Raw genomic sequence first — 16,021 nt, 5'->3', positions numbered from 1 at the left:
TTAACAGGTTCGATGAATTAAAAAATCTAAGATTTTCTGAAAGGATGATGTGGATGTCGATAAATCATTTAACAAACTTTGGATTTGTTGATCCAGCTTTGCCACTAAGTTTTGTGATTCTTCTAATCCTAATAGCGATACCGCCGTCAATTTATTATTTTGCGTATCACTGGTCGATTTCCCTAAAGCAGTGGCAGAACTTGTTACATCTAAAATATCATCCTGTACCTGAAATTGGATACCTAGATGCACTCCAATTTCTTTTAAAACTGGTATATCCTGTTCTTTATCTGCTAAAATAGCTGCACATACCATAGGCAATGTCAATAGCTTGGCAGTTTTATACACTTCAATTTCCTGAAGATCTTCAAAATGTGCATCGGTTAGCGTTTCTGCTTTCATATCCAAATCTTGTCCGTAGATCATTCCATCGATTCCGGAATATTCAGTGAGGTTAGAAACCAGAGCACATTTCTTTTCTGATGAGCATTGGGATTCCAATACGACTTGAAACGCTCTAGTTAAAAGTGCATCGCCGGCTAAAACCGCAGTTGCCTCATCATAGGCTTTATGGCAGCTTGGTTTTCCCCGTCGCAGATCATCATCATCCATACAGGGCAGATCATCATGAATCAAAGAGTAGGTGTGAATCATCTCAATGGCACAGCCACAGGGATAGCCCAGCTGTTCTTTAAATCCATAGTCTTTTAAAAGACTAAATAAGATCAGCGGACGAATGCGTTTTCCCCCATTCATCAATGAATATGTCATTGCTTCTTTGGTACGTGAAGGAAGACCAACTGTAGCTTGTTGGCGCAAATAGTCTTCAAAGTCTTTATTGTTCATCATTTGTCTCCTCTTGTTGGTGTAACAGCTGATCCATTCGATCTTCAAAGGTCTTTAGCTGATCTGAACATTGTTTGGAAAGTTTTAATCCTTCTTCAAAGAGTGACATGGCCTCTTCTAAATCCAGATCGTTTTGATTTAACGCATTTACGATTTCATCCAATCGTTTCATGGCTTCCTGAAACTTTAACTTTTTTTGTGCCATAGCTCCTTTTCCTCCTTATTTGTAACTCTGACATGAATACAGCCATCCTCTACCTGCAGCTGCAACGCATCTTGTTTTTGCACCTGTTGAATACTTTTGATAATGTTATTGTCCTTTGTCGCAATGGAATAGCCGCGGGATAATGTCTTTAAAGGACTAAACGCGTCCAATAATGCCGCATTCTTTTCCAATTGCTGCTTTCGGGAACGCTTAAATTGATGCATGCGCTCTTCTAACTGTTGTTCTTTATACTGCATCGAAGTTAAGGCAAATTCCATCTTCTTTTGAAGCTGATAGGACATTTCCTGTTTTCGTTGACGAATGGTTTCCTTTCTGGAAATCCACTGCAAGGCCGTTTGTTCCAAAGCCTGATGCATAGAATCCAGTTTCAGTTGTTTTTCATAAGCCCAGGAAAGTGGTTCTTTTAAATACGGATTTTGTTGAAGCAGCTGATATTGTTGCCGATAGCGTTCAAAGATATGTTTCATGGATAGCTCCAGCTGTTTGGTTTTCAAAGTTAACTGTTCAATAATTTCATGTTGATCGGGTGTTACCCATTGTGCAGCTGCTGTGGGTGTTACTGCACGATGATCACAAACCAAATCACATAAAGTCGTATCCACTTCGTGTCCTACTCCACTGACCGTATAGGTTTTACACTGATAGAGAGTCTTGACAAGTTCTTCATCGTTAAAACAAAATAAATCTTCAAAGCTTCCTCCACCACGAATGATGAGTAAGGCATCATAACCTTTTTGATCCGCCTTTTGTATTTGTTTGATCAAGGAAGCCGGGGCCAAATTCCCCTGTACATAAGCCGGATATAAAGTTACCTTCAACATCGGCCATCGTCTTTGGATCGTCTTAAGTGCATCCTGCAAGGCGGCTCCTTCTTTAGCCGTAATAATGGCTACGTGTTCAAACCATTCCGGTTTATCTTTTTTATGACTTTGATCAAAGTATCCTTCTTCCAACAATCGTTTATAGCGTTTCTGGTATTCTAAAAACAAAGCACCCATTCCATCTTGACGAATACGCTTGACATAAAGTTGTAAGGAGCCTCGCACTTCATAGACATTGACACTTCCCTGTACCTGCACATTCATACCCTCTTCCAATGAAAAATCCAGATGTTTGACATAGGAAGAAAACATGACACAGCTCATTTCCCCACGGGAATCCTTTAAAGAAAAATAATAATGGCCGGAACGATGCTTTGTCAGATTGCTGATTTCTCCCTGAATCCATACGGTTGAGAAATCAAAGGTTTGCGTTAAGATGACTTTGATTCGCTGCAATACGGAGGAAACAAGGACAACGCGTTCTTCTTTCATAGCTGATCCAAGATTCCATTGATCAGCTTATAACTGGAATCATCACAATACGCTTTAGCCAGGTTGATAGCTTCATCGATGACAACAGCTTTGGGTGTCTGGATCACATAGAATTCCTGATAGGCCATCAACAAGATCGTTTGTTCCAGAAGACTCAACCGATCAAAGGTCCAGTCATCCCGCAGGCGAGATTCGATATCCTTGCGATAGGCAGTTTTTTTATCCATCAAATCAATGGTCAAAGTGTATAAAAAAGGATCGATCTCATTTTGTCCGTGCGTACACTCAAACAAAGCTTTCCGGATATCCTTTTTTAAAAGAAGGTTTTGATAAATAGTTTCTAAAGCAATTACTCGTTGTTCATGTCGATTCATTTCGGTTCCTGTCCTTTCTTATAGAGCACTCTGGCGCTCGGTACAACTTCACTGGCCGGAAGCCCATGTACATCTTGATCATCAAAAAAGATATTGGCGCCAAAGCTTTTTAAGATGGCCGCTTTATTGGCACCTTGTAAAAAGAAGACTTCATCTACATCAATATTCCATTTTCGCAATGTTTTTAACACTCGTCTTCCACTGTTTTTATCTCTGGAGGTCACAATAGCAGTACGAATCAGTTGATATTCTCTTGTGTTTTGTTGCAGATTGGCAAGACATAATAAGAATTTTGCCAAAGGCCCTTTCTTTAAAGCCCGATCCTGATTTTCTACTTCGTTTTTCACAAAGGCATCTAAGCCTTTTTCCTGAAAGATTTTTTCACTTTCCGCCGAAAACAAAACCGCATCGGCATCAAAGGCAATACGAATCTGATCATTATCAGTACGATAAATTTGATCCGTGTTATAAACAAGACCGGCCGCAAAGCCATTATTGATCGCATCACTGACATCAAACTCATTGGAGGATAAAAACAAATCCACGCCAAAGGCCTTTAAGTAACGCGAAATATTCTCTCCACCGCTCATTGCCATTCGATTGATATCTAAACCATAATGATCTAAAGAATTAATGATTCGTAACGATGTCTCAGCCGAGTTTCTGGACATGACGATGACTTCCACCAGCTTTTTACCGGTTTTTTCATTGATCGATAGTAAATTATTAACTAATGTAAAGCCCGTTCCCGGCTCTAAGATCTCATCCTCATGGGATAATTGATATTCTCGATATGCATCCAGTCCCTGTGTTTCAAAAACCTCGTTCTCTTTTTCCAGATTGAACAAAGCACGGCTGGATATGCCTACTACAAGATATTCATCAAATGATACTGCCATAGTTCTCCTTTCTTTTTAAAAAAAAGGAATCCGAAGATTCCTTAAAAGATAAATCCGACAACCTGTACCTCAATGGAGGAAGGCTGTAAACCTGTCATATAAGAAATACTTTCAAAGATCTTGTGTTGAAGATTGGCGCAAACATCAGAAACGTTTGCCTTGTAGTTAATTTGAACAGGAATGTTCATTGTTAATTGATTATCATGAATTTCCGAAGATAATGTATTGGAATTACGCAAGCGTGTCGTTTCTGCCAACTTTACGTTTTCATCCTCTTCGATTACGTTTAACGCAATGGAAGTAAAAACACTTTTATTTAAACGTACAGTTCCCAGATTACTGCTGTTTTCTAATGTGATATATTCTTGTGCCATATCAATCACCCTCATTTCTATCAACAATTATACCAAAATTCAAGCATTACTGAAAGTCCTTTATCCCCAAAGCCGATAAGTATTTTCGACAACCTCTTTCTGTTTCTGTAACAAAGACAATGTTTCATCTATATCATGGTGAAGCTGGCTTTTTAGTGCATCGATTCCATCAAAGCGCTGTTCCGGACGAATGCGATCGATAAAGAATAAACGCAATGTTTGTCCATATAAATCACCATAAAAGGAAATCAGATGAGCCTCTATACTCATATTTTTATTTTTAAATGTTGGATTGGTGCCAATATTGATCATAGTTGGATAAAACGCGCCTTTATAGTGGCTCAGACCTGCATAGACACCGCCATAAGGTACGATAAATTCTCTGGACAACTTTAGATTGGCTGTCGGAATCTGTAGTAAAGAAGTACCACGATGATATCCATGTTCAACTATTCCCTCGATTGAATACCCATAGCCCAGCATTTGGGCCGCATCAAATACTCGTCCCTCTTTTAAGGCTGTTTCAATTCGTGTGCTGGAAATCTTTTCAATCGGATCTAAGATCGCATCGACCACATGAACGGAAAAAAGATCTTGTTTTAGAAGCGTATCAGTATTTCCTTCATTCTTGATTGCATATCGAAAATCAAAACCACAGACCAGTGATTTAACATGCAGATTGGAAAGAAGCGCATGAAACTGCGATGTATCTAGCGAAGCAAAGTCTCTGGTAAACTTCAGAATATAAAAAGCATCAATACCCATATGGCCGGCCAGTTCGATTTTATCCTCTAAAGGCGTGATATGTTCAATGACTCGCGTAGGATAAAATAACACCCAGGGATCGGGATCAAAGGTAATGATGGCACTTAACAGTCCCCGCTTTTTTGCCTCTTGTTTACAAGTCTTTACCAAAGCTTGATGGCCTTTATGAAAGCCATCGAAAAAACCGATGCAGGCAACGCTATCTTCCAAGCGTGGTAATGCATTATGATCAATCGTATATACCTGCATTACCATAACCCCCTTTTAGATGCATATAAATCGCCATCGACTCTTTCATAGATGGCAAGCGGTTTTTGTTGATGATAGATACAGATCAAATCCGATGTTTGATTGGAAATGTACAGCTTTTTACCATGCAGCACATCTTGTACATCGTCCATATCAATGCGTGGAATGTGGGAAATTAAATCCTCGATCGGATAAAAACGGGGCAAGACTTCGATTTCTTCCAAGCTTTGTGCCTGCTCAATGGAAAAGCGCCCCACACGTATGCGATCCAGGCTTTTCATACACCCTTCATTATTTGTCTTTTTCGCAAATTCATAACAAATGCTTCGAACATAAGTACCACTGGAACAATGTACTTCAAAGGTAAGGTCTTGCACATTTAAAGCACGAATCGAATAAATTTCAACATCCTGATAGATTGGATCGATCTCAATATTTTGTCTTTGATATTCCATCAGCTTTTTGCCGTGGATCTTCTTTGCGGATGTCATCGGTACAAGCTGAGAAATCTTGCCTTGAAAGGTTTTCAATACTTCTTCAAAATCAAAGTCTAAGTTCACTTCTTTTTCCTGTGTGATATTTCCAAAGACATCCATGGTATCCGTTGCATATCCCAGTTGAATACCGGCTCGATACGTTTTATCAGTATCGTTTAAAAATTGTAATATCTTACAAGCTTTTCCTACCAGTACCACTAAAACACCGGTAGCCTGTGGATCTAAGGTTCCTGTATGTCCAATTTTTTTGGTTTGTAAAATTTTACGTAAACGATTGACCACATCATGGCTGGTCATGCCTGCCGGTTTATTTACGATCAAAATTCCATCCATTTCATCACCTTAGTCCATTGTACTTATTTTTAAATTGTTATGCAAATGATATAATGCCAAAGAAAGAAAGGAAAACTTTATGAAAATTCAGTCTGTGTTACGTGCGATCCGCAAAGCGGATCAAGACTTTGGTTTGATAGAAGACAACGATAAGATTTGTGTGGCCCTCAGCGGTGGAAAAGACAGCATGTTGTTGTTTGTCGCCTTATCGATGTATCAAAAATTTGCCCCTCATCCCTTTTCACTTTGCGGAATTCATGTTGATGTAGGTTTTGAAGACTTTGAGCATGAAAAGATGAAGGATTTTGCCAAGCAATATAATCTTGATCTTCATATCGAAAAGACAAAAATTTTTGATATTCTTAAATTACACCCCAACAACAAAGGAAAGATTCAATGTTCCCTTTGTTCCACTTTAAAAAAGGGAGTATTGTTTGATAAAGCCAAAGAGTTTGGCTGCAACAAGATTGCCTTGGGACATCATGGCGATGATGCAATCGAAACCTTGTTGTTGAATATGGTTCATGGCTCAAAGATTGCCACTTTTCAACCAAAACAGTATATGTCAAGAATGAATATGTATATGATTCGACCGATGATCTATTTAAAAGAACAGGAAATCATTGATATTTGTAAGAATAATCAGATACCCGCTGTTCGAAGAGTTTGTCCTAATGATGGTGTTACCCAACGCCAGCAAATGAAAGACATCCTGCATCAGTTTTATCGTCAATTTCCGCAGGCGCAGGATAACTTTCTAAACGCTCTAGCCAATCAGGAACAACTGTCCTTATGGAAAAAAGAGAACTCTGAATTTAAAGATATGACTATATGATATTAAAATATTTTTAAAGAGATATCTTAAAAAAACTCCGAGTTTATCGGAGTTTTATCGTTGTTCATCACAAAAATAAGTAGCTTCCATATCCGCTGTACTTAACGCAAACGCCAAGGGAAAATGTTCGAAGGTATAGCCGACATTTTTAGCTGGATCATCATTGGAGAAGCCCATATGATATCGAATCGCAAACGCTTCTTCCCGGGACAGCTTCATAAACGGAGTGATCATATATACACTTTTCTCTCCATGCCCATAAGGCATTTTATCCTCGAATTCATAGAAAGGCACCTGCACCCATTCTCCATTGACTTTTTTATTCCGAACGCTTTCTTTATAGACGTTGATCTTACAGACATCATGAAGTAAGCTGACAATCGCAATGGATTCATCACTGTATTCCATGCCATATACATCCTTGACCCGGTTTCGGCTCAGATAATCCTTTAAACAGCTGAACACGTTCAGACTATGTTCTACCAAACCTCCGGGATAATTGCCATGAAAGCGAGTACTGGCAGGTGCTGTGAAAAAATCAGATTTGGCACTGCATAAATAATCTAAGAATTCTTGCGCGCCATCGCGTTGAATATGTGTTTTATACGTTTCGATAAATTCTTCTTTTCTATTCATAACATTCATCTTTTCTGTCAAACAATACTTTATGTATACCACATATCGTAGTTACTCCAAAGCCAATCCAGGATAGAAACTGTAAAACGGCTAAAATACAAAAATAGGGATCGATCATCATACAGGTAAAAATTTCACTCATGAATATACCTTCTTTCTATGATTTCAGTATAAATCATAATTTGACATTATTTATGTCGTATAGTTCCTTGTATATAATCTATCCCTTATTTTATAAAAAAAGTCCCAAGGAGCTGAGATCTTTCCCTGTGTGTACAGGTGGGTGACCTGTGTTAAGTCTTAGGATCCCCACTCGTAGCGGGTCTTCAACACAAAATAACAACGTCCGGTCTCCCTTATCTCAAAGTGTAGGAAAAATGCGTTGTCCTTGGGCAGTTTCATCATAGCCGACTTTGACAAATAAAGCAAGTCTTGACATTTTAGAACGGCTATGTTTATCTCCTTTTCACCGTTAAAATTTATTTTTTGGTAGACGAACCACAAAATCGTTTTTTTTGCTTTATAAGCTATATATTCTTCCTTTATGGAATTCTTTAAAGAACCAAAGATTTCCTGAGAGTGGCAAGCGATTTTGCGCATTTGTTTGAACGTTCCTAAAACCGTTAAACGATCACTGTTATCCTCCGGCCAAGTATAACGAATTTTACTTTCTTCCATACAGATATAATCCTTCCGTCCACAGATTGCACATTCGACATAATCACGACCCGATTTGGCAATCCTTAGAGTGTGATGATAATCTGGGTAGGCTACTTCTTGAGGCGTTTCATAAAGATAACTTTTTTTAAATCAACTTCCGGATGCACTATGGCTCTCCATACAACGCATGAGCCGCTACATTCGTCCTTGGGCCAAAAAATACGATCTCTAAAATCCGATATGACACCGGCAGACCCTAAAACCCAATCTGGTGATCCTAAAAGGAATCCATCGCACTCAAAAAAACTTTTCGGCAAGTCAGGCACCATCATCTTTCAAAATACACCCTTACAACCTTTTTTTCATATAAGGGATATGGCCACATGCTTTACAAAGTCGTAGATCACAACGGTTTAACCGAATCAGCTCGACCCCACAAGCCATTTTCTGTGCTTTTGCTAAAGCGATTTTTATATACGTTTCTGTATCTCTATTGACCTTTCCTACAGAAAAAGCCACAATCTTTTTTGACATATTGCATACTCCATAAAAAAATCATTACGATTACTGTATCAAGTTGTTTTACTGAAACAAAGATCACTTTTTTTAAATGTTCATTTTTAAAGGAGTTACCATGAAAAACAAAGAAACGATCATATAAATTGTCCATATTTTGATTTATATAGCCAAAACAATAGATATTGACCAGAATCGTGTCAAAGAACATTGTCAAACTGACTATATCAGCCGTAGTACCTTCTATCAGTATTTTACAGACATCAATGATATGATTAAGCGTTTGGAATGTTATCTGATCAACAAATTTCATCAGGCTACGGATTCAAAAACAGAACATGCCGCGTAGATTCACAGCTGGTTTTCCTATTTTGTTCAATATAAAGATGCTCTCAACACACTATGAGGACCACACGGTCTTCAACAGTTTTATGCGAAGATGAAAGAACAGATAATCCTTGCTCTAAATCAATAAATGAACTTTGACGGATTCCCTGATGTACTCTTCGAAAATACTTTCAAAGCATCTATGCCGGAACTTTTTTGATCCTTGCCATGGAATGGACACAAAAGAAATAAAAGAACGATCTCAGCATGGCTTCATTATGTGATATTGCGTTGGCTTTACGCGAAAAGAAAGAATAAAGAAAGACACAAGCATTACGTAATGTAATTGCTTGTGTCTTATATGATGCATTAATCTTCTGTTTTTTCTTTTTCTGTAATCTGAATGTGCAACTCTTTTAACTGTGCCGGATCAACCGGTGTCGGTGCTTTGGACATCGGACATTTCGCATTGGCATTTTTCGGGAATGCGATAACATCACGAATGGAGTCACTTTCTGTTAAAATCATCGCAATACGATCCAAACCAAAGGCCAATCCTCCATGTGGTGGTGTACCATATTGGAAGGCATCGATAAAGAACCCGAATTTATCTTTGATTTGTTCTTCAGTAAAACCTAACAATTCAAAGATTTTCTCCTGCAGCTTGTTGTCATAGATACGAAGACTTCCTCCACCTAATTCATAGCCGTTTAAGATGATATCGTAGGCATTGGCACGAACCGTCTCAATATCCGTATCCAGTAAAGGAATATCTTCTTCCATTGGCTGTGTAAATGGATGATGGAGTGCCTGATAACGTCCTAACTCTTCCGAATACTCAAACATTGGAAATTCCGTAACCCACAAGAATGAGAATTCATTCTTTTTCTTTAAGCCCAGCTGCTGGCCGATTTCATTACGCAGAGCACCAAGAACAGTGCAAGTCCTAGACCATGTATCACTAACGATAAATACACAATCCTGATCCTTCAGATTTAAAGTTTCGTATAATGCTTTTACTTCGTCATCTGATAAGAATTTACGAGCCGAACCGGTCAAATCCTGATCCACGGCCTTTAAGACTACAAGCCCTTTGGCTCCGTTCTTTTTCGCAAGGTTAGTAAAGGCATCGATTTGTTTTCTGGTGATATGGGCAAAATCTGGTACAACAATGGCTTTGATACTTCCTTTTGCTTCGACAACCGATTTAAAGACACCGAATTCCGTATGTTCAAAAATAGATGTGATTTCCTGCAGCTCCAATCCAAATCGATTGTCTGGTTTATCACTACCATAACGATTCATTGCCTCTTTATAAGTCAAACGTAGGAATGGCGTTTCAATATCCAACCCTTTTACTTCCTTCATCAGCTTTTTCATCATTTCTTCCATCATGGTCAAAATTTCGTTTTCAGTTAAGAAGCTGGTTTCAATATCAACCTGTGTAAAGTCGGTTTGACGATCGGCTCTTAAATCTTCATCACGAAAACAGCGGGCAAACTGATAATAGCGCTCAAAGCCACTGATCATTAAAAGCTGTTTATAAAGCTGTGGTGATTGTGGTAATGCATAGAAACTTCCCGGATGTACGCGGCTTGGCACTAAATAGTCACGAGCTCCTTCTGGTGTACTTTTTCCTAGCATTGGTGTTTCAATTTCAATAAAGGCATGGTTGTCTAAGTAATCACGCATACTTCGTGTAATCTGATGACGCATCATCAATTTCTTTTGCATAATCGGACGTCTTAGATCCAAATAACGATACTCTAAGCGTGTATCTTCTAAAGCATCGGTTTCATCGGCAATGATCAAAGGTGTCGTTTTTGCCTCATTCACAACCGTTACTTGATCGACCTGTACTTCAATATCGCCGGTTGCCAAATCCGGATTTTTATCCTTACGTTCTACGACAGTTCCGGAAACCGATAATACATATTCGTTACGCACATTTTTTAAAGTCTCACTAAATGTTTCATCAAAAAGCAGCTGGCAAATTCCACTGCGATCACGCAAATCAATAAAGTTTAACTGTCCGAAGTTTCTTTTTTTAGAAACCCATCCGACTAAATCCACGTGCTGACCGACATGGCTTAGTCGAAGTTCTCCGTTTGAATGTGTTCGTTTCATTCCTCTTCCTCCTGATGATGAAGTTCATGTTCTTCTTCCATGTGGGCATCCACATAGCCAATCAACGCTTCACGCGCAATTGTTTCCTGTGTTTTCTCTTTCAGGTTTTTGATCGTGATCGTTTGATCCAGTGCTTCCTTATTTCCCAACAACAAGGCAAATTGTGCATGACTTCGATCCGCTGCCTTAAACTGTCCTTTAAAACCACGTCCTAACATATCCATTTCACAGCGATATCCATAGGCTCTTAGTTCTGTTAGGGCTTTAAAGGCATAAGTTCTGGCTTCTTCATCCAGACACATCACAAAGACATCCAGATCCGGTTTTTGTCCCAGTTCGATCCCTTCTGCTTCCAAAGCAATCAGTAAACGCTCCATTCCTAAGGCCCAACCGATACCGCTCATGGCTTCCGGTCCACCAAAATATGGAATTAAACCATCATAGCGGCCCCCTGCCAAAACAGTGGATTGTGCGCCCATTTCTTTATTCAAAGAAACGATCTCAAATACAGTGTGTGTATAGTAATCTAAACCACGCACCAGCTGATCATCAATTTCATAGGGAATCTCCAGTTCATCCAATAATGCACAAACTGTATCAAAATAAGACTTACTTTCCTCGTTTAAGTAATCTTTCATTTTTGGTACATGTTTCATGCACTCTTTGTCTTTATCCACTTTACAGTCTAAAATACGCAAAGGATTTTGTTCATAACGACGTTTACAATCCGAGCATAATTCCTCTTTATACGGTGCAAAATAATCTTTTAATGCCTGTCGGTAATTAGCTCTGGAATCATCATCGCCTAAAGTATTCAAACAAACCTTTAAGTCCTGTAAGCCTAAAGCCTTTAAAATAGAAAAAGCCAAAGCAATGGTTTCTACATCCGTATAAGGACTTTTATTTCCCAGACATTCTACGCCAAACTGATTAAAGATACGAAGTCTTCCCTTTTGCGGGCGTTCATGTCTTGCCATTGGGCCCATATAATATAACTTAACAGGAAGATCCGGATTGGCATACATCTTATTTTCGACAAAGGAACGAACGACACCTGCAGTTCCTTCCGGACGAATCGTTAACGAAGTTTTTGAGTTCTCCAGTTTGAAGGTGTACATTTCCTTATTGACCATATCACTGGAATCATTTTCTCTTTTAAATACATTCGTGTGTTCAAAAATTGGTGTACGAATCTCATCATAGTTATACAAATAACAGAATTCTCTTAATGTTCTCTCTAAGCTTTGCCAGGCAAAGCTTTGTTCAGGAAGAATATCCTGACATCCTCTTGGTATCTGGTACGACATAGTTTCACCTTTCTTTCTATAAAATAAAAAACGCCCTTATATATAAGGACGTTTTCACGCGGTACCACCTTACTTCATACACAAAGTGTATGCACTTATGTCTTAACGCGACCAACGATCAGCTTTTCACTGATTTCTCCAAAGTGTCCCATCTGTAACCCATCCGATCTTTTCACCAGCCAGATCTTCTCTACATCTGTTTTACAGATTTCTCTTCTTCAACGAATTAGTTTAAATTATCTACATTATGATATACGTTCTGTACATCATCTACATCATCCAACAATGTCACAAGGCGTTTGAACAAATCCAAATCTTCTCCTTCTAAAGAAACTGTTTCGTTTGGAACCATCTTATTTTCCAGGACTTCAAACTTAACACCCGGAATCAATTCTTCCACAGCTTCTTTGGCATCATCCAACTGTGTCGGATCAACTGTAATTGTCATATATCCATCTTCAATTTCGATTTCTTTTAGATCGATATCTTTACTGATCAGACAATCCATCATCGCTTCTTCATCATCGTACTGAATTACGATAACACCTAAATGTTCATACCCAAAGCTTACAGATCCACCAACGCCCAATTTCGCATGGCTTTTGTTGAAGCAGGCACGAAGGTTTGCAATCGTACGATTAGGATTATCCGTCAAACAATCAATGATAATGGTACTTCCACCACCGGAACCAAAGCCTTCATAACGGGCGCTCGAATAGTTTTCATCGGCACTGGATTTAGCCTTATCGATCGCACGTTTGATAACATCTGCCGGAACGTTATTAGCTTTTGCACGTTCAATGGCTTTCTTTAAAGTCTGGTTCATATCCGGGTTTGGATCCCCGTTTTTGGCAGCTACCAAAATTTCTTTTGAATATCTTGAATAGATCTTAGCTTTCTGATTCGCTGTTTTCTGCATAGCAGCAGCACGAACTTCAAAATGTCTTCCCATAGTTTCTTTTCACCTCAAATACCTTTCTAGTATAGCCTAAAGACTTTTAATTTTCAATTGTCTCATATCGTTCAATGATCTTTTGTACAAGCGGATGTCGCACTACATCATCCGAACTCATCTGTACAAAGGCAATACGATCGATTCCCTTTAAGATTTGTGTAGCCTGTACAAGGCCTGACTGTTCTTTTCGAATCAAATCGATCTGTGTGATATCTCCGTTGATGATCATTTGCGCGTTTTGACCCATACGCGTCAAAAACATTTTCATTTGCGCCTGTGTCGTATTTTGTGCTTCATCTAAAATTACGACAGCTTTGTTTAAAGTACGTCCACGCATAAAGGCCAATGGAGCCACTTCGATGACTTGTTTTTCCATTAATCGTTCTACGGTTTCCACACCTAACATATCGTATAAAGCATCGTATAAAGGACGAAGATACGGATCGACCTTATCCTTCATATCTCCCGGCAAGAAACCAAGTGATTCTCCGGCTTCTACGGCAGGTCTTGTCAGAATAATCTTTTCCACTTCTTCTTTCTTGAGCTGCATGACTGCATAACAGACCGCAAGATAGGTTTTACCGGTACCGGCCACACCGGAAGCAAAAATAATATCGTTATGGAAAAACGCATCACATAAGATTGCCTGTCCTAAAGTCTTTGGATAGATCAACTTACCGGACTTTGTCTTTGCGACCGGTTGCAAATGACTCAGATCAAATCGATCTAACTGATGATGCTTTGCCAAACGACAAAGATAGTTTACATCTTGTTCATTTAACTTATGCTTGGATTCGATTAAATCAAAACAGGTAGAAACTACTTGTTGAATCTCATCAAATTGTTCTGAATCAAACTTTAATTGTTGATCTCTGAGTATAAAATCCGTTTTAAAAGCTTTATGAAGTACCTGCAGATGTGCATCTTGATTCCCCACAAAGATCTGTATTGCGTTTACATCATAATCTGATAAATCAATCGTTTTGAATGCCATATGCTTCTCCTAATATAAAAAGAATCTGCATTATGCAGATTCTTATTTTCCTCTACGTGCTTTACGGGCAGCTTCAGATTTTAACTTTCTGCGCACACCTGGTTTAACGTAAAATTCTCTTTTTCGGGCCTCAGCAAGGGTGCCGTTTCGAGATACCTGACGCTTGAATCTTCTTAATGCATCATCAAGCTGTTCGTTCTCTTTAAGAACTACCTTTGGCATTTGATAACCTCCCTTCCTGAGTAACAACCAAAAGAATTATAGCAAACTCCCTTTTTCATTTCAACTGTTTTTCGAAAACTTTAGGGGAATAAAACGTATGAAATACCAACGTTAAAGAAGAAAGATGGCAGAGCTGTCCTACCATCTTTCTATTAGAACCTTTTTCGTTTGATAAACCAAAGCACAATCAACATCACAATGCTTGTGATAGCCAAGACAATAACCGTAGTAGAATCAAAGGATTCACTGGTTGGTGTAGAAGACTTCTTTTGCTTAGAATAAGAAGGTGCATTCTGTGTATTGGTAATCACAAAACCTTCATCCATGTTTCCCTGCATTGTGCAAGTATAACCCTCTTGTTCTTGTTCTAAGACATCATACTGTATCTTATGACCATCTATTGGATCATACATCGGTAAATCTTCAAACGCATATGTCCATCCGCTTTCTTTTGTCATTACCACCGTTTGTAGAGTCTTGTCATCCTGGCATAAAACGATGGTCGCAGATTTTCCTTCTTGACCTACCCATTTCTTGGTTACTGTAATCGTACGAGTACTGATGTTGGTATTTGTTAGTACAAAACCATGTGTCATATCCCCTTGTACAGAGGAAGAATAACCCGACAACTCTTGTTCCTGTATACCATAAACAATTTCATGACCATCTACATCATATTTGTTCAGATTCCTAAAAGAATCAGTCCATCCGTTATCCGCATTCAATGTCAAAGTTTGATCCGTTTTTTCTCCATCTTTGATCAAGGTAACTTCTATTGTATCATGTTCAGGTCCAATCCAAACTTTCGAAACAAGAATCGATAGGGTTTCCATGTTGGTATTTATGAGTTCATAGCCACTTTCCATATTCCCCTGAATCGAAACCTCATAGTTTGGCAATTCATGTTCCTGAATGCTGTAAACAATTTCATGGCCATCAAGCGCATCATATTTTATTAAAGAATCAAAAGAAGACTTCCATTCATTCGCTTCCTGCAAGGTCAAAGTCTGATCCGTTAAAGTTCCATCTTTGACAAGCGTGACTTGTACAGAGTCCTGTTTCGGCCCGATCCAAACTTTAGAAACAACTATATCCCGTTTCTCTGTATTTGTATTCGTAACGACAAAACCGTTTTCCATATCACCACGAACAGATGATGTATAATTCTTTCCTGCTTCCTCTTGAATGGAATAGGCGATAGGATTTCCGTTTTTATCATTGACTGGTAAGTTTTTGACACTTGTTTTCCAACCATCGGCTGCCTTTAAGACTACTGTTTGACCTGTATCCTTCTCATTGGCTAAAATATGAACCGACACTTCCTGCACGTTTTGCGGTCCAATCCATTCTTTTTGAAGACGCATGGATGTTCTTGGTACATCATTTTGAATCACGATTTTTTGTACATCGGAAGCATCGATTGGCTCTGCTACAGTAAAATATGTCTTCGCATCCGATTTTACATACCCCTCCGGCGCTGTAACTTCTTGCAGATAATATTTCTTACCAATAAATAAATTCGGAAGTGTGGCAATACCATCATGGTTTGTTGTGATATTCGACAAG

General features: G+C 38.8%; 20 protein-coding genes and 1 other annotated feature. Of the genes, 2 read left to right on the top strand and 18 right to left on the bottom strand.

The features are described 5' to 3' along the window. Genes G413_RS0100845 through truB form a run of 8 tightly spaced genes read right to left on the bottom strand, consistent with a single transcriptional unit; the run spans position 1 to position 5,876 of the window. Positions 1-846, bottom strand: a complete 846-nt coding sequence (locus tag G413_RS0100845) for a polyprenyl synthetase family protein (RefSeq protein WP_022789062.1) — start codon at positions 844-846, stop codon at positions 1-3. Continuing rightward, the gene (gene xseB, locus G413_RS0100840; RefSeq protein ID WP_022789061.1) at positions 836-1,051 is read right to left on the bottom strand and encodes an exodeoxyribonuclease VII small subunit; all 216 of its coding nucleotides are present in this window, start codon (positions 1,049-1,051) and stop codon (positions 836-838) included. The genes G413_RS0100845 and xseB overlap by 11 nt, the downstream gene beginning before the upstream one ends. After that, on the bottom strand, positions 1,033-2,385 hold the full coding sequence (gene xseA / locus G413_RS0100835; RefSeq protein WP_022789060.1) for an exodeoxyribonuclease VII large subunit: 1,353 nt from the start codon (positions 2,383-2,385) through the stop codon (positions 1,033-1,035). Before xseA ends, xseB begins: the two co-directional genes overlap by 19 nt. Further along, on the bottom strand, positions 2,382-2,759 hold the full coding sequence (nusB, locus tag G413_RS0100830; RefSeq protein WP_022789059.1) for a transcription antitermination factor NusB: 378 nt from the start codon (positions 2,757-2,759) through the stop codon (positions 2,382-2,384). The genes xseA and nusB overlap by 4 nt, the downstream gene beginning before the upstream one ends. After that, positions 2,756-3,658: a 5'-nucleotidase gene (locus tag G413_RS0100825; protein WP_022789058.1), complete on the bottom strand. Its 903-nt coding sequence runs from the start codon at positions 3,656-3,658 to the stop codon at positions 2,756-2,758. Before G413_RS0100825 ends, nusB begins: the two co-directional genes overlap by 4 nt. A 41-nt stretch (positions 3,659-3,699) precedes the next feature. Beyond that, positions 3,700-4,032 (bottom strand): Asp23/Gls24 family envelope stress response protein, encoded by a 333-nt coding sequence (locus G413_RS0100820; RefSeq protein WP_022789057.1) that lies wholly within the window; start codon positions 4,030-4,032, stop codon positions 3,700-3,702. Positions 4,033-4,092: 60 nt separating this feature from the next. Further along, positions 4,093-5,046: a riboflavin biosynthesis protein RibF gene (ribF, locus tag G413_RS0100815; RefSeq protein WP_027968956.1), complete on the bottom strand. Its 954-nt coding sequence runs from the start codon at positions 5,044-5,046 to the stop codon at positions 4,093-4,095. Beyond that, on the bottom strand, positions 5,046-5,876 hold the full coding sequence (truB, locus tag G413_RS0100810; RefSeq protein ID WP_022789055.1) for a tRNA pseudouridine(55) synthase TruB: 831 nt from the start codon (positions 5,874-5,876) through the stop codon (positions 5,046-5,048). Before truB ends, ribF begins: the two co-directional genes overlap by 1 nt. A gap of 79 nt (positions 5,877-5,955) precedes the next feature. Between truB and G413_RS0100805 the strand changes: the two genes are divergently transcribed. Next, on the top strand, positions 5,956-6,711 hold the full coding sequence (locus G413_RS0100805; RefSeq protein ID WP_022789054.1) for a tRNA lysidine(34) synthetase: 756 nt from the start codon (positions 5,956-5,958) through the stop codon (positions 6,709-6,711). Between the two features lie 54 nt (positions 6,712-6,765). Here the strand turns inward: G413_RS0100805 and G413_RS0100800 are convergent, their stop codons facing one another. From G413_RS0100800 to G413_RS0100780, 4 genes are all read right to left on the bottom strand, one after another. Continuing rightward, positions 6,766-7,347, bottom strand: a complete 582-nt coding sequence (locus tag G413_RS0100800; protein ID WP_022789053.1) for a hypothetical protein — start codon at positions 7,345-7,347, stop codon at positions 6,766-6,768. Next, positions 7,340-7,489 (bottom strand): hypothetical protein, encoded by a 150-nt coding sequence (locus tag G413_RS12020; protein WP_022789052.1) that lies wholly within the window; start codon positions 7,487-7,489, stop codon positions 7,340-7,342. The genes G413_RS0100800 and G413_RS12020 overlap by 8 nt, the downstream gene beginning before the upstream one ends. 158 nt (positions 7,490-7,647) lie before the next feature. Beyond that, on the bottom strand, positions 7,648-8,025 hold the full coding sequence (locus tag G413_RS0100790) for a hypothetical protein (RefSeq protein WP_022789051.1): 378 nt from the start codon (positions 8,023-8,025) through the stop codon (positions 7,648-7,650). A gap of 330 nt (positions 8,026-8,355) precedes the next feature. After that, positions 8,356-8,541, bottom strand: coding sequence for a flavodoxin family protein (locus G413_RS0100780; protein ID WP_022789049.1), 186 nt, complete (start codon positions 8,539-8,541; stop codon positions 8,356-8,358). 139 nt (positions 8,542-8,680) lie between these two features. Here G413_RS0100780 and G413_RS0100775 point away from each other — a divergent pair, with 139 nt between their 5' ends. After that, positions 8,681-8,872: a hypothetical protein gene (locus G413_RS0100775; RefSeq protein ID WP_022789048.1), complete on the top strand. Its 192-nt coding sequence runs from the start codon at positions 8,681-8,683 to the stop codon at positions 8,870-8,872. Positions 8,873-9,219: 347 nt separating this feature from the next. Here the strand turns inward: G413_RS0100775 and aspS are convergent, their stop codons facing one another. The 6 genes from aspS to G413_RS0100740 form a co-directional block, all read right to left on the bottom strand. Continuing rightward, positions 9,220-10,977, bottom strand: a complete 1,758-nt coding sequence (gene aspS / locus G413_RS0100770) for an aspartate--tRNA ligase (RefSeq protein WP_022789047.1) — start codon at positions 10,975-10,977, stop codon at positions 9,220-9,222. Further along, complete coding sequence (gene hisS / locus G413_RS0100765) at positions 10,974-12,284, bottom strand: histidine--tRNA ligase (protein ID WP_022789046.1); 1,311 nt, start codon at positions 12,282-12,284, stop codon at positions 10,974-10,976. Before hisS ends, aspS begins: the two co-directional genes overlap by 4 nt. 41 nt (positions 12,285-12,325) lie before the next feature. Then, positions 12,326-12,515 (bottom strand) — a binding site (T-box leader). Further along, entirely contained in the window at positions 12,511-13,236 is a 726-nt protein-coding gene (locus G413_RS0100755; protein WP_027968955.1) for a YebC/PmpR family DNA-binding transcriptional regulator, read from the bottom strand. Its footprint overlaps the feature before it by 5 nt. Before the next feature lie 46 nt (positions 13,237-13,282). Continuing rightward, complete coding sequence (locus G413_RS0100750; protein ID WP_022789045.1) at positions 13,283-14,233, bottom strand: PhoH family protein; 951 nt, start codon at positions 14,231-14,233, stop codon at positions 13,283-13,285. Between the two features lie 42 nt (positions 14,234-14,275). Continuing rightward, entirely contained in the window at positions 14,276-14,455 is a 180-nt protein-coding gene (rpsU, locus tag G413_RS0100745) for a 30S ribosomal protein S21 (RefSeq protein WP_016318853.1), read from the bottom strand. Positions 14,456-14,607: 152 nt separating this feature from the next. Next, complete coding sequence (locus tag G413_RS0100740) at positions 14,608-16,020, bottom strand: Cna B-type domain-containing protein (protein WP_155979213.1); 1,413 nt, start codon at positions 16,018-16,020, stop codon at positions 14,608-14,610. Between the last annotated feature and the right edge of the window lies 1 nt (position 16,021).

It is taken from the genome of Faecalicoccus pleomorphus DSM 20574 (assembly GCF_000420345.1).
Taxonomy (GTDB): domain Bacteria; phylum Bacillota_I; class Bacilli_A; order Erysipelotrichales; family Erysipelotrichaceae; genus Faecalicoccus; species Faecalicoccus pleomorphus.
The sequence above is the reverse complement of the archived record's forward strand: the minus strand, read 5'-3'. Positions and strand labels throughout refer to the sequence as shown.